Origin of the sequence: Actinoplanes siamensis, from assembly GCF_016862395.1 — a bacterium.
Taxonomy (GTDB): Bacteria; Actinomycetota; Actinomycetes; order Mycobacteriales; family Micromonosporaceae; genus Actinoplanes; species Actinoplanes siamensis.
In genome coordinates, this window is record NZ_BOMW01000043.1 from 48,226 (window position 1) to 72,789 (window position 24,564).

25 protein-coding genes are annotated in these 24,564 nt (G+C 71.1%); 18 read left to right on the plus strand and 7 right to left on the minus strand.

The features are described from left to right. The first annotated feature begins 33 nt into the window (after positions 1-33). The 8 genes from Asi03nite_RS22225 (at position 34) to Asi03nite_RS22260 (ending at position 6,291) form a co-directional block, all read left to right on the plus strand. Positions 34-888 carry a DUF4097 family beta strand repeat-containing protein gene (locus Asi03nite_RS22225; RefSeq protein ID WP_203682356.1) on the plus strand — a complete coding sequence of 285 codons (855 nt, stop codon included), beginning with the start codon at positions 34-36 and terminating at the stop codon, positions 886-888. A gap of 1 nt (position 889) precedes the next feature. After that, positions 890-1,651, plus strand: a complete 762-nt coding sequence (locus tag Asi03nite_RS22230) for an ABC transporter ATP-binding protein (protein WP_203682357.1) — start codon at positions 890-892, stop codon at positions 1,649-1,651. Then, positions 1,648-2,409, plus strand: coding sequence for an ABC transporter permease (locus tag Asi03nite_RS22235; protein WP_203682358.1), 762 nt, complete (start codon positions 1,648-1,650; stop codon positions 2,407-2,409). Before Asi03nite_RS22230 ends, Asi03nite_RS22235 begins: the two co-directional genes overlap by 4 nt. 373 nt (positions 2,410-2,782) lie before the next feature. Next, positions 2,783-4,069, plus strand: coding sequence for a M20 family metallopeptidase (locus tag Asi03nite_RS22240; protein WP_203682359.1), 1,287 nt, complete (start codon positions 2,783-2,785; stop codon positions 4,067-4,069). Between the two features lie 9 nt (positions 4,070-4,078). Beyond that, positions 4,079-4,879, plus strand: a complete 801-nt coding sequence (locus Asi03nite_RS22245; protein WP_203682360.1) for a GNAT family N-acetyltransferase — start codon at positions 4,079-4,081, stop codon at positions 4,877-4,879. Further along, positions 4,876-5,280 (plus strand): rhodanese-like domain-containing protein, encoded by a 405-nt coding sequence (locus tag Asi03nite_RS22250; RefSeq protein WP_203682361.1) that lies wholly within the window; start codon positions 4,876-4,878, stop codon positions 5,278-5,280. The genes Asi03nite_RS22245 and Asi03nite_RS22250 overlap by 4 nt, the downstream gene beginning before the upstream one ends. Positions 5,281-5,386: 106 nt before the next feature. Next, on the plus strand, positions 5,387-5,653 hold the full coding sequence (locus Asi03nite_RS22255; protein WP_203682362.1) for a GlsB/YeaQ/YmgE family stress response membrane protein: 267 nt from the start codon (positions 5,387-5,389) through the stop codon (positions 5,651-5,653). A 194-nt stretch (positions 5,654-5,847) separates the two neighbouring features. Beyond that, positions 5,848-6,291 carry a hypothetical protein gene (locus tag Asi03nite_RS22260; protein WP_203682363.1) on the plus strand — a complete coding sequence of 148 codons (444 nt, stop codon included), beginning with the start codon at positions 5,848-5,850 and terminating at the stop codon, positions 6,289-6,291. A 96-nt stretch (positions 6,292-6,387) separates the two neighbouring features. Here Asi03nite_RS22260 and Asi03nite_RS22265 read toward each other — a convergent pair whose 3' ends face one another. Beyond that, positions 6,388-7,428, minus strand: a complete 1,041-nt coding sequence (locus tag Asi03nite_RS22265) for a zinc-binding dehydrogenase (protein WP_203682364.1) — start codon at positions 7,426-7,428, stop codon at positions 6,388-6,390. A 182-nt stretch (positions 7,429-7,610) separates the two neighbouring features. Here Asi03nite_RS22265 and Asi03nite_RS22270 point away from each other — a divergent pair, with 182 nt between their 5' ends. Further along, positions 7,611-9,533, plus strand: a complete 1,923-nt coding sequence (locus Asi03nite_RS22270; protein ID WP_203682365.1) for a PAS domain-containing sensor histidine kinase — start codon at positions 7,611-7,613, stop codon at positions 9,531-9,533. 58 nt (positions 9,534-9,591) lie between these two features. On the opposite strand, the gene Asi03nite_RS22275 is transcribed toward Asi03nite_RS22270, so the two are convergent. Continuing rightward, positions 9,592-10,011 (minus strand): peptidase inhibitor family I36 protein, encoded by a 420-nt coding sequence (locus tag Asi03nite_RS22275; protein ID WP_203682366.1) that lies wholly within the window; start codon positions 10,009-10,011, stop codon positions 9,592-9,594. A 653-nt stretch (positions 10,012-10,664) separates the two neighbouring features. Between Asi03nite_RS22275 and Asi03nite_RS22280 the strand changes: the two genes are divergently transcribed. Both Asi03nite_RS22280 and Asi03nite_RS38585 read left to right on the plus strand, forming a co-directional pair. Beyond that, positions 10,665-12,125: an Ig-like domain-containing protein gene (locus Asi03nite_RS22280; RefSeq protein ID WP_203682367.1), complete on the plus strand. Its 1,461-nt coding sequence runs from the start codon at positions 10,665-10,667 to the stop codon at positions 12,123-12,125. Positions 12,126-12,152: 27 nt separating this feature from the next. Continuing rightward, positions 12,153-12,287, plus strand: a complete 135-nt coding sequence (locus Asi03nite_RS38585) for a hypothetical protein (RefSeq protein ID WP_275409492.1) — start codon at positions 12,153-12,155, stop codon at positions 12,285-12,287. Between the two features lie 332 nt (positions 12,288-12,619). On the opposite strand, the gene Asi03nite_RS22290 is transcribed toward Asi03nite_RS38585, so the two are convergent. Both Asi03nite_RS22290 and Asi03nite_RS22295 read right to left on the minus strand, forming a co-directional pair. Next, complete coding sequence (locus tag Asi03nite_RS22290) at positions 12,620-13,087, minus strand: DUF4440 domain-containing protein (RefSeq protein ID WP_203682368.1); 468 nt, start codon at positions 13,085-13,087, stop codon at positions 12,620-12,622. 150 nt (positions 13,088-13,237) lie between these two features. Then, positions 13,238-13,702 (minus strand): DUF4262 domain-containing protein, encoded by a 465-nt coding sequence (locus Asi03nite_RS22295; RefSeq protein WP_203682369.1) that lies wholly within the window; start codon positions 13,700-13,702, stop codon positions 13,238-13,240. A 229-nt stretch (positions 13,703-13,931) separates the two neighbouring features. Here Asi03nite_RS22295 and Asi03nite_RS22300 point away from each other — a divergent pair, with 229 nt between their 5' ends. The 6 genes from Asi03nite_RS22300 to Asi03nite_RS22325 all read left to right on the plus strand — a co-directional run bounded on the left by Asi03nite_RS22300 (position 13,932) and on the right by Asi03nite_RS22325 (position 19,749). Continuing rightward, on the plus strand, positions 13,932-14,372 hold the full coding sequence (locus tag Asi03nite_RS22300) for a DUF6153 family protein (protein WP_203682370.1): 441 nt from the start codon (positions 13,932-13,934) through the stop codon (positions 14,370-14,372). Positions 14,373-14,457: 85 nt separating this feature from the next. After that, positions 14,458-15,132, plus strand: coding sequence for a DUF305 domain-containing protein (locus Asi03nite_RS22305; RefSeq protein WP_203682371.1), 675 nt, complete (start codon positions 14,458-14,460; stop codon positions 15,130-15,132). Positions 15,133-15,341: 209 nt separating this feature from the next. After that, positions 15,342-15,770: a hypothetical protein gene (locus Asi03nite_RS22310; RefSeq protein ID WP_203682372.1), complete on the plus strand. Its 429-nt coding sequence runs from the start codon at positions 15,342-15,344 to the stop codon at positions 15,768-15,770. 318 nt (positions 15,771-16,088) lie between these two features. Further along, complete coding sequence (locus Asi03nite_RS22315; protein WP_203682373.1) at positions 16,089-16,805, plus strand: alpha/beta fold hydrolase; 717 nt, start codon at positions 16,089-16,091, stop codon at positions 16,803-16,805. A gap of 321 nt (positions 16,806-17,126) precedes the next feature. Continuing rightward, positions 17,127-17,333, plus strand: a complete 207-nt coding sequence (locus Asi03nite_RS22320) for a heavy-metal-associated domain-containing protein (protein ID WP_203682374.1) — start codon at positions 17,127-17,129, stop codon at positions 17,331-17,333. Between the two features lie 154 nt (positions 17,334-17,487). Further along, on the plus strand, positions 17,488-19,749 hold the full coding sequence (locus tag Asi03nite_RS22325; RefSeq protein WP_203682375.1) for a heavy metal translocating P-type ATPase: 2,262 nt from the start codon (positions 17,488-17,490) through the stop codon (positions 19,747-19,749). A 60-nt stretch (positions 19,750-19,809) separates the two neighbouring features. On the opposite strand, the gene Asi03nite_RS22330 is transcribed toward Asi03nite_RS22325, so the two are convergent. From Asi03nite_RS22330 to Asi03nite_RS22340, 3 genes are all read right to left on the minus strand, one after another. Next, positions 19,810-20,109, minus strand: coding sequence for a metal-sensitive transcriptional regulator (locus Asi03nite_RS22330; RefSeq protein ID WP_203682376.1), 300 nt, complete (start codon positions 20,107-20,109; stop codon positions 19,810-19,812). A gap of 135 nt (positions 20,110-20,244) precedes the next feature. Further along, complete coding sequence (locus Asi03nite_RS22335) at positions 20,245-22,782, minus strand: ABC transporter permease (RefSeq protein ID WP_203682377.1); 2,538 nt, start codon at positions 22,780-22,782, stop codon at positions 20,245-20,247. Further along, complete coding sequence (locus Asi03nite_RS22340) at positions 22,782-23,537, minus strand: ABC transporter ATP-binding protein (RefSeq protein WP_203682378.1); 756 nt, start codon at positions 23,535-23,537, stop codon at positions 22,782-22,784. Before Asi03nite_RS22340 ends, Asi03nite_RS22335 begins: the two co-directional genes overlap by 1 nt. Positions 23,538-23,662: 125 nt before the next feature. On the opposite strand from Asi03nite_RS22340, the gene Asi03nite_RS22345 reads away from it, so the two are divergent. Continuing rightward, a complete protein-coding gene (locus tag Asi03nite_RS22345) occupies positions 23,663-24,286 on the plus strand; it encodes a TetR/AcrR family transcriptional regulator (protein WP_203682379.1) in 624 nt (207 codons plus the stop codon). The last annotated feature ends 278 nt before the right edge of the window (positions 24,287-24,564 follow it).

Here is a 24,564-nt window from a genome sequence, read left to right on the forward strand (position 1 = left end):
GACGTCTCACCCACCCACTACCCGGGGACCACCATGCCGAAATTCGACACACCCGCATCGATCTTCGTCAACATCGAGTTCGGCGTCGGCAACGTGCGGATCGCCGCGAGCGACCGGACCGACACCGTCGTCGACGTCCGCCCGACGAACGAGTCCGACGAGTCCGACGTACGGGCCGCCGCCGACCTCCGCGTCGAGTACGCCAACGGCCGGCTCGACATCACCGGCCCCAAGCGGCTCCTCGACTTCTCCAAAAAGAGCCGGTCCGCCGACGTGACGATCGAGCTGCCCACCGACTCCCGGCTCGACCTGCACCTGGTGGCCGGCGAGGTCCGGACCACCGGCCGGCTCGGCGAGTGCAAGGTCAAGACCACCGGCAACGTCCAGCTCGAACAGACCGGCCCGCTGCGCCTGCACACCGGAGCCGGGAACATCACCGCCGACAGCGTCCGGGGCGACGCGGACATCTCCACCGGCACCGGCAAGGTGCAGGTCGGCGACGTCGACGGCGCGGTGCAGGTGCGCAACTCCAACGGCGACACCACCGTCGACGCGGCCACCGGCGAGGTGCGGGTGCGCAACGCCAACGGCGACATCGAGATCGAACGGCTCGGCGCCGGCGCCGACGTGAAGACCTCCAACGGCGGCATCCGCCTCGGCGAGTTGGTCCACGGCTCGGTCACCCTCGGCACCGCCACCGGGGACCTGGACATCGGCATCGCCGCCGGCACCGCCGCCTGGCTCGAGGTGACCACCGGCTACGGCCACGTGCGCAACCTGCTGGAACAGGGCGGCGAGCCGGCAGCCACCGAGCAGAGCGTCGAGGTGCGGGGCCGCACCGCGTTCGGCGACATCACCATCCACCGCTCCTCCGTCGGGAAGGCCTGACATGACCGCGATCCGGGTTCAGGGACTGCGCAAGTCCTATCCGAAACTCCAGGTGCTCAAGGGCGTCGACTTCGAGGTGGCCGAGGGCGGCATCTTCGCCCTGCTCGGCTCCAACGGCGCGGGCAAGACCACCACCGTGCGGATCCTCGCCACCCTGCTCAAGCCGGACGAGGGCACGGTCACCGTCAACGGGTTCGACGTCACCTCCCAGGCCGGGAAGGTGCGCGAGTCGATCAGCCTGACCGGCCAGTTCGCCGCGGTCGACGAAATCCTCACCGGCCGGGAGAACCTGGTCATGATCGCCAAGCTGCGCCGGGTGGCCGACCCGCGCCGGGTCGCCGACGACCTGCTGGCCCGCTTCGGGCTGGCGGAGGCCGGCGGTCGCCCGGTGGGCACGTACTCCGGGGGCATGCGCCGCCGCCTGGACATCGCGATGAGCCTGATCGGCGACCCGCCGATCATCTTCCTCGACGAGCCCACCACCGGACTCGACCCGGAGGCCCGCCTCGAGGTGTGGGCCGAGATCCAGAAGCTCGCCGACAGCGGCACCACGGTGCTGCTCACCACGCAGTACCTGGACGAGGCGGAGAAGCTCGCCAGCCGGATCGCGATCCTGCACGAGGGCACCATCATCGTCGAGGGCACCCTCGCCGAGCTGCGGGAACTGCTCCCCCCGGCCAAGGTCGAGTACGTCGAGCGTCAACCCACCCTGGAAGAGATCTTCCTGTCCATCATCGGCAGCGACCAGAAGGGCCAGCGATGAGCACGCGCGCCATCAGCGACACCGGGGTGCTGCTCGGGCGCTCCATGCGGCACATCACCCGCAGCCTGGACACCATCATCACGGTCACGATCATGCCGATCGCCTTCCTGCTGCTGTTCCGCTACGTGTTCGGCGGCGCGATCCAGGCGAACACCGACAACTACGTCAACTACCTGATGCCCGGCGTGCTGCTGATCGCCATCGCCAGCGGCATCTCGTACACCTCGTTCCGGCTCTTCAACGACATGCGGAGCGGCATCTTCGAGCGGTTCCACTCGATGCCGATCGCCCGCTCCGCGGTGCTCTGGGGGCACGCGCTGACCTCGCTGGTCTCCAACGCGATCTCGGTGGTCGTCATCATCGGGGTCGGGCTGCTCATCGGCTTCCGCTCGTCGGCGGGCGTGCTGCCGTGGCTCGCGGTGATCGGCATCCTGGCGCTGTTCACGCTGGCGCTGACCTGGATCGCGGTGATCGCCGGGCTGAAGGCCTCCTCGATCGACGGGGCGTCGGCGTTCGCGTACCCGATCATCTTCCTGCCGTTCATCAGCTCCGCGTTCGTCCCGACCGGCACCATGCCGGGGCCGGTGCGGGCGTTCGCGGAGAACCAGCCGGTGACCGCGATCGTCAACTCGATCCGCGCGCTGCTGGACCAGCAGCCCGTGGGCGGCGACGTCTGGGTCGCGCTGGGCTGGTGCGCCGCGATCCTGGTGGTCGCGTACGGCTTCGCGATGGCGGCCTACCGCCGCAAGATCGCCTGACGCGCCACCTACCGGCACCGGCCGCCGTCAGGCGGCCGGTGCAACGGGCAACCCGCGGGTCCCCGGGGGTGGTGCAGCCCTTGGCCACGCCCTGGCAAGGGGATTTCCCCGTCAGCATCGCTCGATCGAGCGAACGACGTAACTCCAGGACTGCCCTGCTCACCCAACCACCGACGCGGGTCAGCCGGGCACTGGAGGAGTTCAAGAGCTGCATCTGCCATTCCGACATATGGTTCGAACCAGGGGTCAGCAACCGCCTGATCGACCACACCCGGCAGCTGTACGCCGCCGCTCGACGGATCGAGGACTCCCGCCCACACGCCGAGCTGCCAGTGCGACGCCACCGCAGCCGGTCCGGCAACCGAAGGGGAGCATGCCTGTGGCCACCGCCGAAGCAACCGACCGACAGGCCGTCGTCGCTGCCGCCCACGACGACGCCCCCTCCGTGCTAAGCCTCATCCGCGACCTCGTGGCCGTGCCCAGCCGCGGCGGCATCGATGCCTACGGCCCGATCGTCGGCCTGCTCCGCGACTGGCTGCGAGCACGCGGCCTGCACCCGCGGGTCCTGCACGCGAACGACGGCACCGACGTCGCCGTCGTCTGCGAGATCACCGGCGCACACCCCGGCCCCCGGCTGGTACTCGACGCCTGCCTGGACACCGCCCCGTTCGGCGACGAGTCCGCCTGGACCTACCCGCCGGCCACCCCCGTCGAACACGACGGCTGGCTGTACGGGCGCGGTACCGCGGACTCCAAGGCCGCCGTCGCGATCTTCAGCCACCTGGCCGCCCGACTCGCCGCCCGACGCCACCTGATCCACGGCCGCCTCGTGCTGCTGTTCGACCTCGACGAACACACCGGCGGATTCGGCGGCGCGAAGACCTACTTCGAAGGCCCCGACGCGCCCACCGACGTGGCCGGCGTGATGATCGGCTACCCCGGCGTCGACGAGCTGGTCGTCGGCGGACGCGGCGTCCACCGGGCCCGCCTGCACGTTCATGGCGTCAGTTCCCACTCCGGCGGCCGCGGGTCCACCCCGAATGCGATCGCCAAGGCCGCGCAACTGGTGCAGGAACTCACCGCCATGCAGCCGGTCGGCGCGGACGAGCAGTACCCGATGGGGCCGAAGGTCACCGTGACCGCCGTCGAAGGTGGCCAGGGCTACTCGGTAACCCCCGACCTGTGCACCGTCAACGTCGACATCCGCACCACGAGGTCGTTCGGTGACCGGGACGCCTACCTGCTGCTGGAACGCCAGACCGCCGGTGTGGACGGCGATTGGCCCGACACCCGCCCCACCGTCATCGAAACCGTGACCCGATGGCCTCCGTACGCCCTGAACGACGACCACCCGTTGCCGTCGGCACTACGGGAAGCGGCCACCGACCTCGGAATTCCGGTACGGCGAAAGGTCGCCGGACCATCGAACATCGGCAACTACCTCGCCGGACGCGACGTACCCGCCACCGCCGGATTCGGCGTGAACTACAAAGGGGTGCACGCCACCGACGAACGCATCGAGACAAGTACCATCCCCCTGATCCAAGCGGTCTACCACGCCAGCGCCCTCACCCTTCTCGGACCTGGCTCGGACGTGATCGGTGTAGGCGGTCCCACCGATCCCGATCGCCGTCCCGGCGCCGTTCGCGATGATCAATAGAGTGGGGTCGTGACGATCGACGAGAATGGCGCGGAACAGGCCGAGGCCGAGTTCATGTACGACTACGAGACCGGCATGCCGGCGCGGGCCCGGGAACGTCTGGGCGTACGGGCCCTGCGGGTCGGCGGCGGAGTGGCCCTGGCCATGGTGGGCGACCCCACGTCGTACTGGAGCAAGGCTCTGGGATTCGGTCCGGAATCGCTCGACGAGGTGATCGACTTCTACCGCGCGTCGGGCGTGCGGCAGGCCGTCATCCAACTCCTCCCACGGCACGCGGAGGCCGCCGCCGCCCGTGGCCTGCAGCGCGCCGGCACCTGGATCAAGCTGGGCGGCGACCCGGCCGGGGTAGCCGCGGCGGCCACGGACCTGCACGTCGCGCCGGTGCCGGTGGACCGGGCCGCGGAATGGGCGGACACCGTCCTCGGCACGTTCGGCATGCCGGCCGGCGACCTGACCACGATGCTGGCGAGCACGGCCGGCCGGCCCGGCTGGCACCCGGTCGCTGCCTTCGACGCCGGCCGGATCGTGGCCGGCGCGAATCTCTTCGTCCACGGGACCGACGCCGCGCTGAACGCCGCGGCGACCCTCCCGTCGCATCGCGGCCGGGGCGCGCAGTCGGCGCTGATCGCGGCCCGCGCCGCCATCGCCGCCGAGGCCGGCTGCCGCCGGCTGTTCGCCGAGACCGGCAAACCCGCGGAGGGCACGGCCAACCCGTCGCTGTCCAACCTGCTCAAGGCCGGATTACGGCCGTTGTACGAACGGGACAACTGGCTGTGGCGGCCCCCGGCGCACGAGATGATCGTGCCATGACGACGGGCGGAGTGGATGCGCTGCTGGAACGCGCACGGGCCGGCGTGCGGCGGCTCGACCCGCACGAGACCTGGGCGGCGGTGACGGCCGGCGCGCTGCTGATCGACACCCGGACCGATCGGCAGCGCTGGAAACAGGGCGACCTGCCGGGCGCGATCGTCATCGACCGGACGGTCCTGGAGTGGCGGCTGGACCCGGCCTCGGCCCACCGGATCCCCGAGGCGACCGGCCACGACCTGGCGATCGTGGTGGTCTGCCGCCAGGGATACAGCTCCAGCCTGGCCGCGGCCAGCCTGCGCGCGATCGGCCTGCACCGGGCGACCGACCTGATCGGCGGTGTCGAGGCCTGGCTGGCGGCTGGCCTGCCCACCACCACGGAGCCGGCCGACATCCGGGAGTGATCACTGAGCGCGCCTGGCACGTTCGGCCCTCCCCGAACGGCGGAAATTGGCGGATATTCAGAGACGGGCATCATTGCGTGCAACCGGCACCCCGGAGGAGGGGCACGTGGAGATCACCGGAATTTTCACAGCCATCGTCATCGGCCTGATCATCGGCGCGCTCGGGCGGCTCGCCGTGCCCGGCAAGCAGAGCATCCCGATCTGGCTCACCCTGGTCATCGGCATCGTCGCCGCGCTGCTCGGCACGTTCCTCGCCGCGGCGATCGGTGTGGACGACACCCGCGGCATCGACTGGATCGAGCTGGCCCTGCAGATCGGCCTCGCCGCCGCCGGCGTGGCCCTGGTCGCCGGCGTGCGCGGCCGCCGGCCGTGACCGGGAGCCGTCCCGGCATCCGGTAGATCCGTGCGGCTGCCGGCAAAGCCTGTCCAGGTGCCACTGAACTGTGTCCGCGGCGATCCGAACGGGTGACGGCACCCCGAGCTTGCCCGCCTCGACGGCGTTGCCTCGCCGCGGTCGTTCGGTGGCGATCCGGCCCACGGGCTTGCTCGGAGTGGAACTCTTGGTTCATGCAGGACTACCGCTCTGCGGCTTACTTGTCGTCCAAGAAGGTGAGCGGCCGCCGCCCGTTGTTGAGGACGGCTCAACTCAACATCGTGGGCTGGATCGCCGTCACGGGACTTTGCGCCGTCGGCGCGACGGCTGGTCTGGCAGTGTCGCGCCTGGCCGGTGTCGGCACCAGGATTGCCATGCCCGCGGGCGGCATCGCCGCGTTGGTCGCGGTGCTCGCAGTTGATCGGCGTAAGTGGGGCGATATGCCGACTTCGTATTCCTGGACAGATGACCCGGACGCCACGGCGCAGGCTGCCGCATTGCTGACTCGCGAAGGAATCGGGGCGTCGGCTCAACTCGACCAGTTCGGGCTTCCCGCAGTGCACTACCGCAACCGCGACAGCCGGCGGGTCCGGCAATTGTTCCGTAGCGCCGGCCTTCCAGCACCACCGACGGCGTAGCCTCTCCCTTTCGAGAGTCGAAGATCTTGCCGCTGACCGACTACCCGCCGTGACGGCTCGTGCCCGATCGACGGCATGACAGTGCGTCGGCGTTGATCAGCGGCGGGCCGGGTCCACCATCGTCATGCCGGCGACCGTGGCCCGGTCGAACCCGGGCAGCAGCGACGCCGCCTCAGCGAGGCCGACGGTGCGCTCGATCAAGCGCTCGGGCCGCAGCGAGCCGTCCGCGATGAGCGCCATCATGGCCGGGTAGTCGGCCGCGGCCATACCGTGGCTGCCGAGCACGTCGAGCTCCCAGCCGATCACCCGGGACATCGGCACGCGCGGATGGCCGCCGACCGGCGGGAGCAGCCCGACCTGCACGTGCCGGCCACGCCGGCGCAGGCTGAGGATCGCGTCGGCGCAGGTCTGCTCGCTGCCGACGGCGTCCACCGCGACGTGGGCGCCGCCACCGGTCAGCTCGGACACCGCGGCCGGCACGTCGCCACCGGCCGGCAGCACATGCTCCGCGCCGAGGTCCGCGGCGACCGCCAGGGCCCGCGGGTTCCGGTCGACAGCGATCACCCGGCCGCCCAGCGCGCGGGCGATCATCACGGCGCTCAGCCCGACGCCGCCGGCGCCCACCACCGTCACCCACTCGCCCTCGGCGACCCGGGCCCGGCCGGCCAGCGCCCGGTACGCGGTGGCGAACCGGCAGCCGAGGCTCGCCGCGGTGGCGAACCCGACCCGCTCGGGGATCGCGACCAGGTTCGTGTCGGCCGCGTGCAGGGCGACGTACTCCGCGAACGACCCCCAGTGCGTGAACCCGGGCTGCTGCTGGTCGGGACAGACCTGTCCCTGACCGGCCCGGCACCACTGGCACCGCCCGCAGGCGCAGACGAACGGCACGGTCACCCGGTCGCCGGCCCGCCAGTGCTCCACCCCCGGACCGACCTCGGCAACGATCCCGGCCAGCTCGTGCCCGGGGACGTGTGGAAATCGGATGTCGTCGTCGTGCCCGGCCCAGCCGTGCCAGTCGCTGCGGCACAACCCGCTCGCCATCACCCGCACCACCACGCCGCCGGCCGGGGCGGCCGGGTCCGGCACCTCCCGGACCTCCGGCTGGACACGGACGGCATCAACAACCACGGCACGCATCACCCCATCCTGTCAGCCGCCGGGTCCGCCCCCGGTCGCGGCTTCCCTTGCCGGGTACGACCAGGGCCGCCGCGCCCGAGCCGGTGGCGCTCCGCCGAGGCGGCGGCCACCGCGCCGCGGTGACCCAGGTGGGGTGGATTCGCCGTCCGCCCCGCTCACCGGGGTGAGATGCTATGCCCGTTATGTCAAAGCTCTTGGCGGTCGACCATCGGGCATTGTTCCGCAGCGCACCAGCAGCACTTCTCGCGCTCGACACCGACCTGGTGATCGTCGAGGTCAGTGACGCCTACCTGGCGACCACCCTGCGCCGGCGCGAGGACCTGCTGGGACAGCCCGTGTTCACCGCCTTCCCCGAGAATCCCGACGCCGCGTCGGACGGGGTGGCCCGGCTCACGGCCTCCCTGGACCGGGTGCGGCGGGAGGGCGTCACCGACGTGATGCCGGTCCAGAAGTACGACATCGCGCTGCCCGGCGGCGGTTTCGAGGTCCGGTACTGGGCGCCGGTGAACGCCCCGGTCTTCGCCGCCGACGGCCGGCTGTCCCTGTTCCTGCACCGGGTGGACGACGTCACCGAATACATCAGGGCCCTCGATGAGGGACCGGTCGAGCGGCTGGTCGACGAGCTGCGCGTCCGCACCGTACAGATGGAGTCGGAGGTCTTCGCCCGCCGGCAGGCGCAGGAGCGCAACGTGACGCTGCAGGCGGTCGTCGACGCTTTGGACACCGCGGTGCTGGCCTGTGACCCGACCGGCCGGCCGGTGCTGCGCAACCACGCCGTCCGTGATCTGGTCGGCGACCTGCTCGACGGCCGGCCCGCCGGGGACTGGCCCGACCAGCTGCGGCTGCCGCTGACCCGGGCGCTGAGCGGCGAGCCGGTCCGCGACGCCGAGGTGGTTCTGCACCTGCCCGGCGTGCCCCGGCGCATCCTGCGGGTGCACGCCCACCCGCTCACCGGCCAGTCCGGGCTGGCCGCTGTGGTCGCCCTGCGCGACGTCACCGGGCGCAGCCTCGCCGCCCGGCTGCAGGAGGGCGAGCTGGAGGTGATCCACCTGATCGCGCGGGGCGAGCCGCTGCACCCGGTGATGCGGGCGATCGGCGAGTCGGGCGGCTGGACGGCTACCGAGTTCTGGACGGTCGACGACGTCACCGGCGCGCTGTGCCTCGACGCGTACTGGCCCGAGCCGCCCGCCCTCTGCACGGAGCTGCCGGAACGCGCGTGGCGGGCGGCCGCCGCGCTGTGGACCACCGATCCGCGTACCGGCGCGGCCCTGGTCGTCCCGGTCCCGGCCGGGCCGAAGCCGCTGGGGGTGCTGGTCTGCCGCAGCGACAGCGCCGACGTCCCGGCCGAGCTGCGCACCGCTGTCGTCACCGGGATCGGGGCGCGCCTCGGCGAGCTGCTGGAACGCCGCCGGGCGGAACGCCTGGCCGCGGAACTCGACCGCACCCGCGACGAGTACATCGCGCTGGTCGGCCACGAGCTGCGCACCCCGCTGACCAGCATCCAGTCCTACACCGACCTGATGCTCGACGACCCGGCGCTCGACGACGAGCAGCGTGAGGCCCTCGAGGTGATGCGCCGCAACACCGGGCGCCTGCGCGGCATCGTGATGCGGCTGCTCGACGTGGCAGGCATGCGCTGGGGCCACATCGAGCTGCACCGCTCGGCGACGGACCTGACCGAGGTGGTCCGCGAGGCCGCCGCGGGCCGGGCCCACCTGATGACCGACGCCCCGGAACCGGTGATCGTCTCCGGCGACCGGGAGCGGCTCCGCGAGGTGGTGCACGAGCTGCTGGACAACGCGGTGACCTGGGCGGTCCCCGGCACGACGATCGAGGTCGCGGTGCGCGCCGGGGAACGCGCCGGGCTGATCGCCGTGTCGAACACCGGCGAGCCGATCCCGGCCGGGGAGCGCGGCCGCCTGTTCGACCTGTTCTTCCGCGGCGAGGCGGCCCGGCACCAGGGCGTGCCGGGCAACGGCCTGGGCCTGACGGTGGCCCGCGCGATCATCGAGCAGCACGGCGGCACCCTGACCGTCAGCGAGACCGGCGAAACCAGGACCACCTTCACCGTACGGCTCCCGGCCAGGCCACCCACGCTCCTGTGACCGGGCCCGCGGGCGACCACCGCGGCCGCGATCACCAGCGCCGGCCGGCAGGCCGAACCTATGCGACACATCCGGTCGCGCTGACGACCCAGCGATGCGAGCGCAGATACACGTTCTCGTCGTTTCGCAGGGTCCCCTGCGACACGCACCAGTAGAAGTTCTGATAGCCCGATGCGCGGTACAGCGCCACGCCGGCGTACCGGCTGCTCGTGCCGTTGTTGAAGATGGACCTGACCGGCTGGCTGCCGGACCAGGAGCACGTGATGGGGCTGGCCTGCCAGTCGTTGTCCGCGTCGCTCCACAGGCACCGCGACCCGGTGCCGTAGGGGCCGGTCCAGACACAGACGTTGCCCGACGGGCATTCCCAGGCCGCCAGCCGCCGCGCCGCGGACGCCGGAGCGGCCACCGTCGCGGTGGCCGCGACAACGCCCACGCTGAGCGCTGCGGCCAGCACCGCGCGCCTGACGAGGTACCTCATACTGACCTCCCTGTGCCGCCGGCCCCGTGACGTCGCCGGCTGATGGCTCGATCCGGTCCCGGCGCCGGCCCGCGGATTGACCAACGGCCGCTCGTCCGTGCTGCGGTTGTCGCTGATCCGCATGGTGCCCGGCACCGTCGTGATCCGGTGAAGCTATCGCCGCCGAAAGGCACTATTCATCGAGTGTCCTCGATTTGTCAGGTTTGCCGCGCGCATACCTGCCCGCGCGGTGAGGGTGCTGCCGCTGCTGCCGTGTCCGGTCGCGCCGGCGTGCTGGCGCCCTGGTGCGAGCAGCGGATGTCGCAAAGGGTGCCGAAGCTTCAGGGCGTGCGGGAACGCGGCATGGTAACCCAGCCGGCCGACCAACAGGCCGCCGGCCGGGCCCGACGGTCACAGCCGCCACAGCCGCCCGCAGGGGTGCGGCCGCCGCATTTTGGAGCGGGGCGGGATCGGGAAATCGCGCGGGTGCCGTAGGGCTGAGACTGCGCTCGGCAAGTCCTGCGGGAGCTCTGCGCGCGCTTCTGGCTCCTCTCCGGGCCGCGGTCCTAGAGCAATGAAACAAGCGGCCGAAGTCAGTCCCTTGATGTCACAGGATCGTGGGTGCTGACACGAAGATCCACTTACGCTACTTGCTGTAAGTAGATCGCTACGCCTTGCATACTTTCGGGCTGCAAGGCTTCCTCACGACAGATGGGATTGTTATGACGTCACTGCCCCGATCTCGATCCATGCTCACCTTGATGGGCTGCGCATTGACTGCGCTGCTGGCCGCGCCCGCGCCGCCGGCGACAGCCCGCCCACGCGCTGCCCAGCCACACCCGGCCGTCACGGCCGGCGCAGCCGCGGCGGCGTGTGTTAGCCACGGGCGCGACAACTATCCCGTCGACTACTACTGGAAGAACGCGCTCGGCATGCGGCTGGGCAGTGGATCGGTCGCGGTCACCACCTCCGCACCCCTGTGGGGCGGAAAGATCGCACCGGGAAGCACCTTCACCCTCGCTCTTGCCCACCGCACCGCTCAGTGGCCACTGCTGGTGCGCACCTACACCACCACCTGGGACCTGTCGTCGCTGCTGGCCCACGCTGACATCGTCGGCCAGTCCGGCACCGGCACCATCAGCGGCAACACCCTGTCGATCACCTCACCCGGCACCAAGACCGATCCAGCCGCCAAGACCATCACCTTCCAGGTTCGGCAAGGCACCGCCGGAAACAGCATGACCATCCGGCCCACCGGGATCAGCAGCGTCGTCGCCGCCCCCGGCCAACTCGGCAACAACACCGCTGCCGCTCCGATCCAGATCGGCGCCGGACAGTCCATCGCGCCCACCAGGGCCGTTGACGACGCCGCCACCAGCCAGGGCAAAGCCGTCAGCGTGCCCGTCCTGGCCAACGACACCGCCACCACACCGACGATCAGTAACGTCACCCGGCCCGCCAACGGAAACGCGACGATCTCCGGCTCCAACATCACCTACACGCCGGGCCCGGGCTTCGTCGGCACCGACGCCTTCACCTACACCGTCGACACCGCCTGCGGCACCAGCACCGCCGAGGTCACCGTCACAGTCGCCTGCACTGACGCACCCATCCGCCTGACCAACGGCAGCTTCGAGGCACCCCCCGGGACCGGCGTCCAATTCCGTCCCGACGCCTCCACCGACCCGGCCATCGGCTGGCGCACCACCGACACCAGCGGCCAGCTCGAGCTCTGGAGCAATGCAGCCAACGGGGTCCCCGCAGCCGGCGGCCAGCAGTTCGCCGAGCTCAACGCCTACCAAGCCGCCACGCTGTATCAAGACCTACCCACCGTCCCGGGAACACGCATGACCTGGTCGCTGTACCACCGAGGCCGGTCCGGCACCGACGTGATGCACGTGCTGATCGGAGCGCCCGGCGCTACCGTCGTCCAGACTCCCGCCGGGGCTTCCACCCCCGCCATCGCCGACGACAACACCGCCTGGCGCCAGTACACCGGGGTGTACGTCGTACCTGCCGGCCAGACCGTCACCCGCTTCGCGTTCCAATCGGTGACCACCGCGGGCAACGCCCCAGCAGCAGGCAATTTTCTGGACGGGGTGACCTTCGAAACACCAGCCTGCCCGCCCGCGTGAACACACTGAACACCATGGGCCACCGGAGTGTCCATCGAGGCCGTCCGCCGTCGGCTCCGGCACGCCTCCACCGAGACCACCCGGCTGTACGCCCTACTCGACGACAAGCTCGCCGACGACGAAACCCGCGCCGCACGCCGTCGCGCCCGGGCCAACAGCTAGACGACACCGGCCGGGCAAGCGCCCGCGATCAAGATCTCCTACCCTGCGGCTCGCCGTAGCTTCGGGAGTCCCGGGCCTTCACGGCCGGGCAGACCGCGGCCCGCCGTAGATCGGCGTTCGGAACATCAGAGGCCCAGCCGTAGCTTCAGCCCGGCATCAACGGCAACGCTGGTCAACCGTTTGACGGCACGGGCGGCAACCGTCCGGCACTATCGGGGCTCTGACCAGCGTTGCCGTTGATTTCATACCCCAACACCACAGTCCCCACCAGCACCAAAGAATGTCAGAACAGGGCGATGTGAATGCCTGGCCGCGACCACCGACGCGATGATTCAGCTGCCCGCAGACGCGGGCAGCGCGCCATCTGCCTGCCTGATCGGCGTGTTCTGAGCGGCGGCCAGCCACCACCGGCCTGCGCGTTCGACGAGCACGTAGAGGGCCATCTCGGAGAAGCCGTCCGCAACCAGTGCCTGTCGGCGGATGTGCGTCACAACGACGCCGGGCGCGGGCGCCAGGACCGACACGACTTCGAACCGCGAGGCCGGCGCCGCGGGCGCGGTCAGCGGCGACGACTGGCCCATCAATCGATGGTGAATCGCGTTCAACCCCTCGAAACCTGTCAGAGTCGCCCCGTACGGGCTGCCCCACAGGATGTCGGCGGCGAACCAGGCGTCGTAGACGTCGGCGTCCAAGGTGTCTCCGCCTCGTTGCAGCTGCGCGGCCAGCTCCGCGGCGACATTCTCCGCAGTCGTACGAGCCGCCGGGTCGTCCAGCACCACCCGTTGCGCGATCTCTTCCATCAGCCGCTCCTGGCTATCACTGTTGTGCATGCCAGAGACGCTAGGAACTCAACCGAGGTTGAGGTCAAGCTGTCGTCCGGGCGCCGCCGGGATCCACGGTGTACACCTCGTCAGCCCTTGTCTTGTGGGTGGCGCTGCCCGGTCGCTTGGTCAGCCCAACGAGGCGGGCCGGCCGAGTACCGGCATGTCGTCCACCCGGGTGCCGGGTTGCCACGGCCAGCGGTGGTACCGATCCGGCCAGACGATCTGCAGGGCCTGCACGGCGGCACCCGTGACGGCGTAGAACTGCGCGGCAACGGGCAGGTGGCGATCCGGCTCGGTCACCGCGACGAGCTCGACCTCGTGGCCCTCGAGAACGTCGTCGGCGCGCTGGCCGGCGGTCAATACCCGCCGACCCGCGATGACCTCACCGGCAACGGCGCGCAGAACGGGCCGGGAGATGTCGGGCGGCAACCCGAACAGAATCAGCTCAGGATGCCCGTGCCCGGTCAGGCCAATCGTGTACCAGCACGTCTCCAGGGCTGTCGGCTGCGGCACGAACTGCAGATACACACCTGTTCGCGCGATCGCCTCGCGGATCTGGCCCCGTTCGGTCTCCTGCTGTCCGGCCGCCATGGTCTGCCTTCCCGCCCCGCCCCTGTCCGGGCAGCTGACTGGATGCTCTTCCGGGCCGGCTGCATACCCGGCGACATGAACACCCACACCGGGCTGCGGCGAATCAGGCGGCTTTCCTGAGGGCACTCGTCCGCTGTCCGCTGTTCGCCGACGTGGTCGCCACGACCCGGCTGTCCGACGGGCAGGTGCTGGCCGGCTGGCCGCCGGCGGTCGCGTTATTGTGGGCGCCGTGAACGGCGCAACCGTGGCGACGATCGGGCGTGGCGCCCGGACGGCGCTGCTGCTGTGCACCGTGTTCGGGCTGGCGTTGATGCACACCCTGGGCCACGCCGGCGTACGCGCCGAGGAGCCGCGCACCGCGTCGATGATCACCATGTCGCAGGCCGCGAGCCTGGCGCCGGTGTCGTTCGTGGCCGCCGCGGTGACCGGGGAGTGCCCGGATGATCACTGCCCCGGCCACCATGATCACGGACAGATGAGCGCCTGGAGCGTGTGCCTGGCCATCCTGGGCGGACTCGCTGTGGTCCTCCTGCTGGCGATGGCGCTGCTGGCCGCCGCCCGCCCCGGTCCCCGGCCGCGCGGCTCCGGGACACCACTGCGGCATGTCACTCGGGCGCCGCCGGACCGTACGGGATTGACCCTCGCTTCGACAGCGGTGCTGCGCATATAGGAGCCCCACCCCGCGGCCACGGCTATCTGCCGGGCTGCGAGGGCGTTCCTTTGCACCCGTTTTCTGTCGAAAGGCGATAACCGCGATGTTGCGTACCTCCATGCTGTCTTCCCCCACCTGGCGCCGTGGCCTGCTGACCGGCGCCGCCGTGACCGCCACGCTCGTGCTGTCCGCCTGCGGCGGGGACGACACCTCGTCGGATTCCGGCATGAACCACGGCGGCATGACGGCGACCACTGCCGCTTCCGCGGCGGCGCCGGCGACGTTCAACGATGCCGACGTCATGTTCGCGAGCATGATGATCCCGCACCACCGGCAGGCCGTGGAGATGGCTGGCCTGGCCGGTGGCCGCGCCGCCGGCGGCGACGTCAAAGACCTCGCCGCGAAGATCGAAGCCGCCCAGCAGCCGGAGATCGACACCATGACCCGGTGGCTGACCGCCTGGGGCCACCCGATGCCGGCGATGAACGCCTCCGGCATGCCGGGCATGAACGCCTCGGCCATGCCCGGCATGGATCACGGCTCGATGCCGGGCGTCATGTCACCGGCCGATATGGACAAGCTGGCCAAGGCCACGGGTGCCGCGTTCGACAAGCAGTTCCTCACCATGATGATCAGTCACCACGAGGGTGCGGTCACCATGGCCCGGCAGGAAGTCGCGCAGGGCTCCAACCCGGACGCCAAGGCCCTCGCCCAGAAGATCATCACCGATCAGCAGGCGCAGATCACCGCGATGAGGCAAATCCGCAGCGGCCTGTGAAGCTGGGCTGTACGCCGCCGAGCGCGGCGCGCGGCCTGCCACGTCACCGGTGCCCGCCACGAGGCGGACCCGCTGAGCAGTAACGGACAACGCCGGTGGCCGGCGATACGCCTGCCACCGGCCCAGCCGAGCATGATCCGATCCGGGGGGGGTGCCCGTATGGCCGATGCCCGTACCGGGCTCACCGGCGGATGTCGTAGCCTGACCTCGTGACGCACCCCCGGCCGAACAGTCCCGCGGCGTGGCCGCTGCGCTGGCTGCTGGCGGTGCTGACCCTGGCCGGTCTCGGACTTTTTCAAGGGGCGCATTGCGCCGACACACCCGCGACCCACACGCCGCACGTCGGTGTCAGCCGCAGCGACCGGCCGCACGCCGCGACGCACGCGACCGTCGCGGCTCGCGACGCCGAGGCGCACAGCGACGGCCTCGGCAATCCTGGTCATCATGAAGCGGCCGGCGCGAGCGCCGACGACTGCGACGTCGAGACGCGAACAGCCCCGTTCACCGTTACGGCCGCCGCCGTGCACGTGCCGGTGGCGGTCACGCGTGTCGGCGTGAGCAGGGCACGCACGTCAGCACCCCGCCCTCGTCACCACAGTACGGTCACCCTCAGCCAGCTCGGCGTCAGCCGGATCTAGGACACCGGCCGAGCCGTCCCTCGTACCCGGGCGGCGCCTCATCCGGTCATCACGGCACAGCCCTTTCCTGCGAGCGGTGCTGTCCTGAACATTCGCGTCGAAAGCCGACCTCACCATGACTTCGTCCAGCAGCATGCCCGCCGGTGGTCCGTCTCGCGCCACAGCGCGGGGCGACCGGCCCGGTCACCTCGCGCCCCGTCCACCCCGCCGCCCCGACGATACGAACGCGGCCGTCGCGGAACGCCATGACACCGGTCACGGCGGCAGAACCGCTACCCACCCGGCGGGTAGGGCGCGTGCCGGTGCGGCGGTGCAGCGGTGAAGGAACAGATCCTGCCGCCGGTACGCACCAGCCATGTCTGGCAGGGGGCACGGGGCCGGTGGTGCTACGACATGTGGGGCCGCAACGGCCGGCCGGTCGTGCTGCTGCCCGCCGTGCTGTTCGACCGGACGATCTGGTGGCCGCTGGCCGCCGAGCTTCGCCCGTACGCAGCGGTGATCGCCGTCGACCTGCCCGGCCACGGCGGCAACGGCGGTCCGCGGCCGCGGCACACCACGCCCGGGGATCTGATCGACGATCTCGCCGGCCTGATCTACCACCTGGGCATCCGGCGTGCCCCGGTCATCGTCGGGCACGCCTCGACAGCCGGCGTGGCCACCCTTTTCACCACCCGGTACGCCACCCACGCGGTGATCATCGTCGACGCCGACGGCTTGAGCGCACCGGTGGCCACCTGCCCCGAGCAGTATCTGGCGGCCTTGCGCCTGGACGACATCCCCGCCGACTTCCGGCCGCTGGCGCAGCCCAACGATGATCCCGAACTGTTCACGGCGTACCAGTCATGCCTGAGCCTGCCGGCGGCACCGGCCCCGGGCGCCGTCACGGCGGCGCTGGCCGTGCACAGCGGCCCAGCACCGGTGTGCTCCGGCGCCGCGGGGCGCTGCTGGCAGCACCGGGCCTACGACCGGCCCGGCCGGTTCGCGCAGCTGTCCGAGGTGCACCGTTTGGCCTCGGACATCCGGGCGCTGCTGTAACGGGCGATGGTGTCCCGGCCGGGCGTGATCACGCGGGTACGCGCCGGCCGGTTCACCGCGGTTCGGTCGCCTCCCGCAGCCGCTCGGCGTCGCCGGCCACCAGGGCTCCACCGTCATCGTCGGGCTCAACGGCCTGCGCCTGCTGCGCAACGCCGCCTGGCGTCCCGCCCGTCACGGCTGACCCGCGTCGTCCTCCGCCGGCCGCTGCGTGGGTGTCACCAAATCACCCCTCGAGTTCGTTGATACCCGTGGGGGGTAGGGGTATGGTGGTTGGTGGAAGGCGGCGCCGTGCCGCCTGTCTTCGAGGCAAGGAAGAACGTGATGGCGACCCAGACCTACACCGTGACCGGCATGACCTGCTCGCACTGCGTCAACTCGGTCAGCGCCGAGGTGGGGCGGCTGCCCGGCGTGACCGACGTCCAGGTCGACCTCGCCTCCGGCGCGGTCACCGTCACCAGCGACCAGCCGCTCGAGCGGACCGCGGTCGCCGCGGCCGTCGACGAGGCCGGCTACGAACTCGCGAGCTGAGCCATGAACACCGCTGTGAGACCCGGCGGCTTCGGGATCGGGCTGGCGTCCGTGTTCACGGCCGCCCCCGGCACACCGCCGATGGTGGCGTCCGCCTCGCCGAGCCCGGCCGGGCACGCCGCCGACGGCCACACCCATGACCAGGAGGACCTCGATGGCATCGCTCGCCGGGCCGCTGCCGGTGGCCCCGAACCGGATCGAACTGTCGATCGGCGGCATGACCTGCGCCTCCTGCGCCGCCCGGATCGAGAAGAAACTCAACCGCCTCGACGGGGTCACCGCCACCGTCAACTACGCCACGGAAAAAGCGTCGGTCAGCTACGCCGGTGACATCACCGCCGACGACCTGATCGCCACCGTGGAGAAGACCGGCTACACCGCCACGCTCCCGCCGCCACCCGCACCGGCCGGCACGGACCCGGCCGAGCAGGCGCAGCCCGCCGACGAGCTGCACGACGCCCGTACCCGGCTGTGGATCTCCGCGGTCCTGAGCGTTCCGGTGGTGCTGCTGGCGATGGTGCCGGCCTGGCAGTTCACCTACTGGCAGTGGCTGTCGCTGACCCTGGCCGCGCCGGTCGTCGTCTACGGCGGCTGGCCGTTCCACCGGGCGGCCTGGACGAACCTGCGGCACGGCGCGGCCACCATGGACACCCTGATCTCGCTGGGCACGCTGGCGGCGTTCGGCTGGTCGCTGTGGGCGCTCTTCCTCGGTACGGCCGGCACACCGGGCATGACGCATCCGTTCGAGCTCGCGATCGGCCGTAGCGACGGCACCGGCGCCATCTATCTGGAGGCCGCCGCCGGGGTCACCACGTTCATCCTGGCCGGTCGCTACTTCGAGGCCCGCTCCAAGCGCCGGGCCGGCGCCGCCCTGCGGGCGTTGCTCGAACTCGGCGCCAAGGACGTCACCGTGCTGCGCGACGGCGCCGAACACCGCATTCCGATCACCGACCTGGCGGTGGGGGACCGGTTCGTGGTCCGGCCCGGCGAGAAGATCGCCACCGACGGCGTCATCGAGGACGGCACCTCGGCTGTCGACGCGAGTATGCTCACCGGTGAATCCGTCCCGGTCGAGGTCACGCCCGGCGACAGCGTGGTCGGCGCGACAGTCACCGCCGGCGGCCGGCTGATCGTGCGCGCCACCCGGGTCGGCGCCGACACCCAGCTCGCGCAGATGGCCCAGCTGGTCGAACAGGCCCAGACCGGCAAAGCGCCGGTGCAGCGGCTTGCCGACCGCATCTCCGGGATCTTCGTGCCGATCGTCATCGCTCTCGCGGCGGCGACGCTCGGCTGGTGGGTCGGCACCGGCGCCGGCTGGACGGCCGCGTTCACCGCCGCCGTGGCCGTACTGATCATCGCCTGCCCCTGCGCGCTCGGCCTGGCCACCCCGACCGCGCTGCTGGTCGGCACCGGCCGCGGCGCCCAACTCGGCATCCTGATCAAAGGCCCGCAGGTTCTGGAGTCGACCCGGGCCGTGGACACGGTGGTGCTGGACAAGACCGGCACCGTCACCACCGGCCGGATGACCCTGATCGACGTGACCGCGGCCGACGGCCAGGACCGCGACGAGCTGCTGCGACTGGCCGGCGCGCTCGAGGCGGCCTCCGAACATCCGATCGCGCAGGCGATCGCCCGGGCCGCCGACAGCACCGCTCTCGTGCCGGTCACCGGATTCAGCAATCTGGAAGGCCTCGGCGTCACCGGCACGGTCGACGGCCGGGAAGTGCTGATCGGCCGGCTGCGCCTGCTGCGCGAGCACGGCTACACCGTGCCCGCCGACATCGAACAGGCTGTCGCCGCGGCGCAGCAGGCCGGACGGACCGCGGTGGTCGCCGGCTGGGAGGGTGCGGCCCGCGGTGTTCTCGCGGTCGCCGACGTGGTCAAGCCGACCAGCCGGGCGGCGATCGCCGCGCTGCGCCGGCTCGGGCTGACCCCGGTGTTGCTGACCGGCGACAACGAGACGGTCGCCCGAGCGGTGGCCGTCGAGGTGGGCATCGAAGAGGTGATCGCCGAGGTGCTCCCGGCCGACAAGGTCGACGTCGTCAAACGGCTGCAGGACCAGGGCAAGGTCGTGGCGATGGCCGGCGACGGCGTCAACGACGCGGCCGCCCTGGCCCAGGCCGATCTGGGCCTGGCCATGGGCACCGGCACCGATGTGGCGATCGAGGCGTCGGACCTGACCCTGGTCCGCGGTGACCTGACCGCCGCCGCGGATGCGATCCGGCTGTCGCGGCGCACCCTGCGGATCATCAAGAGCAACCTGTTCTGGGCGTTCGCCTACAACGTGGCAGCCCTGCCCCTGGCCGCGGCGGGGCTGTTGAACCCGATGATCGCCGGCGCGGCGATGGCCTTCTCCTCGGTGTTCGTCGTCGCCAACAGCCTGCGGCTGCGCCGCTTCACCACCATCAGCCGGTAGACGAACAATGCGGTGCCGCCCGGTCCGGTCTCCGGCCCGGGCAGCACCGCACGCAGTGCGTCAGGACTTGACGAGGCGGGCGATCGCGGCGCTGGCTTCCTTGATCTTCGGTTCGACGTCGCCTTCGGTGGCAGCGTGCACCACGCAGTGCCGCAGGTGGTCCTCCAGAAGGCCGACCGCTACCGCGTGCAGGGCGCTCTTGGCCGCCGAGATCTGGGTCAGGATGTCGATGCAGTAGGTGTCCTCGTCGACCATCCGCTGCAGCCCGCGGATCTGTCCCTCGACGCGCCTCAACCGGGCCATCAGGGCCTGCTTGTCTGCCGAATAGCCGTGCGGTCCGGCCGGACTTGGCTCACTCATGCCCTGCAAGATACCCGGCACCGGTATGATCAGGCCGGATGTGAAGATCGTCCGGCTGGGTCATCAGCCTCTTCGGCCTTGTCGATGGCAGCCGACCCGGGAAGTGCTTCCATCCCGGGTCGGCTGGACGGCCCGCTATTCGGCGACAACCGCCCGCAGGATGTCGACTTTCGCGGCCCGGCGTGCCGGGGCGATGGCGGCGACGACGCCGGCGAGGGCCGCGATGACCGCGCAGAGGAGGGGCTGGGCGATCGGCACGTCGACGGTGACGATGCCGAGCGACGCCAGTGCCCGCGAGAAGGCCGCGCCGAACGCCAGGCCCAGGATCAGGCCGAGGACGGCGCCGACCGCCGCGATGAGTACTGCCTCCCAGCGGACCGCGGAGCGCACCTGCCGGCGCGTCATTCCGACCGCGCGCAGAAGTCCCAGCTCGCGGGTGCGTTCCAGCACCGACAGCGCCAGCGTGTTGACCACGCCCAGCAGCGCGATCACCACGGCCAGCAGCAGCATCACGTAGACCATGCCGAGGAGTTGGTCGACACTCTTGCGCTGGGTGTCCTTCAGGTCGTTGGCATCCGAGATCGCGACGTTCGGGTACTCGGCCAGCGCCGTCGCGGCGAGCCGCTTGATGTGTGCGGTGCTGACACCCGGCTTCGCCTTCACGAGCACGGCGATGTCGAGCCGGTCGCTGAAGTTGGCGTCGTAGGTGCCGAGGCTGACCACGTACGGCGTGCCGATGAGGGTGGTGTCGGTGAACGTGCCGATCACGTGGAGTTGATGGTCACCGGTTTGAGCGAACCTCACGGTCAGCGGCGAGCCGACGGTCAGGCCCTTCGCCTTGGCCACGTCGGCCGACAGCAGGATCCCGTCGGTACCGAGCGCGCCCACCGATCCGGAGGCGATGCCGAGGTTGGCGACCTGGTCGACGGTGGCGGGGTCGAGGGCGGCGACCGGTGTGGTCGCCGCGCCGATCTGCGCCATTCCCCAGCGCATCTCGGACACTGTGCCAGCTTCGGGCAGCGTGCGCAGCTTGTCGGCGACGCCCGCCGGGACACCGGCCGCGAACTGGCTGTCCGCCTTGAGGATCAGGTCGGCTCTGCTGGCCCGGTCGAGCACGTCCCCGACCGACGCCTTGATCGACGACGCCACGACCGTTACGGCGACCACGAGGGCGAGCCCGATCACCAGCGCCGTGGCGGTCGAGGCGGTCCGGCGCGGGGAACGGGCGGCATTGAGCCGGCCCAGGCCGCCGGTGACGCTGCGGGAGATCGGCGCTCCGAGAACGCGGACCAGGGGCCGGACGGCGACCGGAGCCAGCATGAGCACGCCCACGAAGGTTGCCAGCGTGCCGAGGGCCGCCGCGGCGGTCTGGGAGTCGGCGCTGATCGCCCGGGTCAGGCCCGCCACGCCACAGGCGAGCAGCAGGCCACCGATGATCAGCCGCCAGGTGGCGGCGTCCCTGACCGGGGCGGCCGCCTCGCGCAGGGCCGCGATCGGCGGGATCCGGGTCGCCCGCCAGGCCGGCGCCAGGGCGGCGACCAGGGTGACGAGCACGCCGACGGCGAAGGCGGCGAGCACCGTACGGGCGTGCAGCTGCAGCGCGGTACTGGGCAGCTCCATGCCGACCGCGCCCAGCAGCCCGCGCAGCCCCGCGGCAACCCCGAGGCCGAGCGCGAGCCCGAGCACGGAGGCGACCAGACCGACCACGACCGCCTCGGTCAGGACGCTGCCGAGGATCTGTCGGCGCCCGGCGCCGATCGCCCGCAGCAGGGCGTGCTCCCGGCCGCGCTGCGCTACCAGGATCGAGAACGTGTTCCAGATGATGAACGAGCCGACTAGCAGCGAGACCGCCGCGAACCCGAGGAAGATCTTGGTGAACATCGACAGCGCGCTCTGGATCGACTTGCTGGCCTCGTTCGCTACCGCCGCGCTGGTCACCGCCTCGAGACCGGCCGGCAGCACGTGGGCGATCCGGGACCGCAACTCGGCCGGTGTGACGTCGGCCTTCCCGCGTACGTCGATCTGGCGGTACTGCCCCGTCATGTTCAGCAGTTGCTGCGCCGTGGTCATCTCGAACGTCGCGAGGGTGGCACCGGCCAGGTTGTCGGCCTTGCCGAAGCCGGCGATGCCGACGACGGTGAACCGCCGCTGTCCGCCTGACTCGAAGATGATGTTGATGGTGTCGCCGGGCTGGTAGGAGTATTTGCGTGCGGTCGCCGCGTCCACCACGACCTCGCCGGGCGCCTGCGGGGCCCGGCCGCTGCGCAGGGTGAAGCCGCCGGCCAGTTCCGGGTCGGTGGTGTGGCCGGCGCCGAGGGTGGGCGCGCCGCCGGGCTGGATCGGCTTGCCCGACTTGTCGAGCATCAGCGCGTACCCGGTGAGAGATCCCTCCGCGGCCGCGACCCCGTCGACCTGGCGGACGGTGTCGACCAGGGACGCCGGCAGGGGCTTGCCCGCCTGCAGCGTGCTGGTGGCGGAGAAGGCCGAGGTGGCTCGCACGGTCACGTCGGTGCCCTGGGTCAGCCCGGCGTAGAGCTGGTCGAACGCCGCCTTGACGGTGTCGGTGAGCACTAGCGTGCCGCTGACGAACGCGACGCCCAGAAGGATGGAGATCGCGGTGAGGAACAGCCGGACCTTACGGGCACGCAGGCCCTTGAGGGTGAGCGTGAACATCACTCGCCGAGGCCCTTCATGGCGTCGAGAATCCGGTCGGCGGTCGGCTCGGTCATCTGCGAGACGACCCGGCCGTCGCGCAGGAACAGCACCCGGTCGGCATAGCTTGCGGCGACCGGGTCGTGGGTGACCATCACGATCGTCTGGCCGTACTCGTCGACCGCGTGACGCAGGAAGCGCAGCAGTTCCCCGCTGGAGCGCGAGTCGAGCGCGCCGGTCGGCTCGTCGGCGAAGACGATCTCCGGCCGGGTTACCAATGCTCGGGCGGCGGCCACCCGCTGCTGCTGGCCGCCGGAGAGCTCGGCCGGCCTGTGCCCCAGCCGGTCGGCCAGCCCGACGGCGGCGACGACCTGGGCCAGCCACTCGGGGTCGGCGTTGCGGCCGCCGAGCCGCAGGGGAAGCACGATGTTCTCCTGCGCGGTCAGCGTCGGCACCAGGTTGTACGTCTGGAAGATGAAGCCCAGCCGGTTGCGGCGCAGCAGGGTCAGCTCGCCGTCGGAGAGCTTCGCGACGTCGGTGTCGCCGATGCAGACCTGACCCGAGGTCAGCGTGTCCAAGCCCGCCAGGCAGTGCAGCAGGGTGGATTTGCCGGACCCGGACGGCCCCATGATCGCCGTGAATGCCCCGGCGGGGAACTCGAAGCTCACGTCGTCGAGTGCCCGGACTGCGGAATCCCCTCGACCGTAGAGCTTCGTGGCCCCGACCACCCGAGCCGCCACCGTGCGGGCCTCGGAGGGGGACTGGAGAACGGACATGCGCGCGGTAACCTCTCAACTGACGTACATCGTTACATTGAAACCGTACAACGTACAAAAATAGGTGTGCCAAAGTCAGGTGTCCTCATCCGAACGGAGCGTGAGCGGTGCCCAGAACGGCACGGTTGAACGAACGGACGATCGCCGAGGCCGCTTTGGTCGTGGTCGACACCGAAGGCATCGGCGCACTCACCATGCGCCGCCTCGCCGAGCAGCTGTCCACCTCGCCGATGGCCCTCTACCACCACCTGCCCGACAAGGAGGCCGTCCTGGAGGCGGTCGCGCAACTGCTGCTGGCCGAGGTTGAGGCGCCGCCACCCGGCCTCGGGTGGCAGGAGACGCTACGCCGGATCATGCGCTCGGCCCGCGCCGTCGCCCTGCGCCATCCGCACGCCGCATCGCTGATCGCCCGGTTCCCCCCGCGCACCCCGGACGCGCTCGCTTTCGTAGAGGCGGGGTTCCGGTCCTTCCGCGCCGCCGGGTTCTCCCCGTCCAGTACCGCCACGGCGTACCGGATTTTGGTCGGCTACTCGCTTGGCACGCAGGACGTCGAACTCGGCGGATACTTCGCAACGCATCCCGCCACGCGTTCACCCAACGGCTCGCTGGATCAGCCGTCCACGGACCGGATCCTGCCTACCGTCGCCGAGATCGGGCCGCTCCTGGCCGCCGGCGACCCCGACCAGGAGTTCGAGCACGGACTGGACATCGTTCTGACCGGCATCGAAGCGATCTTGCCCCGAGAATGACGCAGCCGGGTCCCGCGTCGGCCGAAGCACCGGTAGTAAGCGATCTCGCCGGTGCTGATCGACCGGCCGGTCGCTTCACCGGCGGCCGGCGAGGCGGACCGGATCGGGTCCCGGGTCCCGGCGCGTTGCCAGCGGCGGAAGGGCCGTAGACCATCTGCCAGGGCTCGTACTTCACCGGGACGTCGCGTCACGGGGAGCCGGCCCGGATGCGTCGATATTCGTACCGGCGAAGCGGTTGCGGCGGTAGGTAAAAGGCGGGATTCCTGTCCGCCGCGGCC